Source organism: Flavobacterium sp., assembly GCF_040382755.1.
Taxonomy (GTDB): domain Bacteria; phylum Bacteroidota; class Bacteroidia; order Flavobacteriales; family Flavobacteriaceae; genus Flavobacterium.
Map to the genome: position 1 here is coordinate 1 of NZ_JBEIET010000275.1, position 1,293 is coordinate 1,293.

Here is a 1,293-nt window from a genome sequence, read left to right on the forward strand (position 1 = left end):
CCTTTGATGGTTTTAAAAACATCTTCGTCAATTTTTTCTCTAAGTTTTCTGATGTGAACATCTATGGTTCTTCCGCCTACAATGACTTCATTGCCCCAAACTTTATCTAAAATTTCGGCTCTGGTAAATACTTTGCCTGGTTTTGAAGCTAATAAATATAAAAGTTCAAATTCTTTTCTTGGTAAAACGATGGTAATTCCGTCTTTAATAATTTTATATTCTTCTCGGTTTATTTGTAAATTGCCAACCGTTAACGTTTCAGAATTTTCTAATTCTTCGTCTTTAAGTCTGCGTAATAATCCTTTTACTTTGCTAACTAATAATTTTGGTTTTATCGGTTTCGCAATATAATCGTCGGCACCAACTTCAAAACCAGCTACTTGCGAATAATCTTCACTTCTGGCGGTAAGAAAGGTAATAATAGTATCTTTTAATTCTGGGATTTCTCTAATTTTTTCACACGCTTCCATCCCGTCCATTTCTGGCATCATTACATCCATAATAATTAGATGTGGTTTTACTTTTATAGCCAGTTTAACCGCTTCTTTACCATTTTCTGCTTTGGTAACGTGGTAGCCTGCTTGCTCTAAATTATAACCAACAATCTCTAAAATATCCGGTTCATCATCAACCAATAATATTTTTATGTCTTTCTTTTTCATATCAAATATAAAAGTAATTAAAATAATTTAACTTGTGTAAAATTATATATAAAATTGACATTAATTGCTTGTTTACCATTATTTAATATGTTAACACTATCTTAACACTATCTAAACTAATAAATAACTTCTAAGTAACATTTACATAATTAAGGTGGTTCTATTTTTGCATCAAAAATAAACACAAACTCATGAAATTAAAATTTCTACTTATTGGATTATTCTTTACAATAATCTCTTTCGCACAAAATACTGCTAAAGTTAGTGGTATTATTACTGACAAAGACAGCAAACAACCTGTAAGTTTTGTTTCAGTATCCTTAAAAGGAACTATGATAAATGCGGAATCTGACATTAATGGTAATTATGAAATTGCTATGAAACCAGGAAAATATACAATAGTATATGCTTTTATTGGTTATAAAACTTTTGAAAAAGCTATTACTGTTGCTGCAGATGAAACGATTACTGAAAACATAGCCTTACAAGAAAATTCAAATAGTATTGAAGGGATTGTAATTAAAGGTTCTACAAATAAAACCAAAGAAACGGCTTTGTTGAAAGAACAACAAAAAGCAGTGGAAATGAAACAAAGCATTGGTGCCCAAGAAATGGAAAGAAAAGGGATTAG

The 1,293-nt window shown here is 29.9% G+C and carries 2 protein-coding genes; one reads left to right on the top strand and one right to left on the bottom strand.

The genetic code is table 11. The features are described from left to right. A partial coding sequence (locus ABWO04_RS11975; protein WP_353079909.1) for a response regulator transcription factor occupies nt 1-662 on the bottom strand: 662 nt, incomplete at its 3' end. 191 nt (nt 663-853) lie between these two features. Between ABWO04_RS11975 and ABWO04_RS11980 the strand changes: the two genes are divergently transcribed. After that, the coding region (locus ABWO04_RS11980) for a carboxypeptidase-like regulatory domain-containing protein (protein ID WP_353079910.1) at nt 854-1,293 on the top strand (440 nt) is incomplete at its 3' end.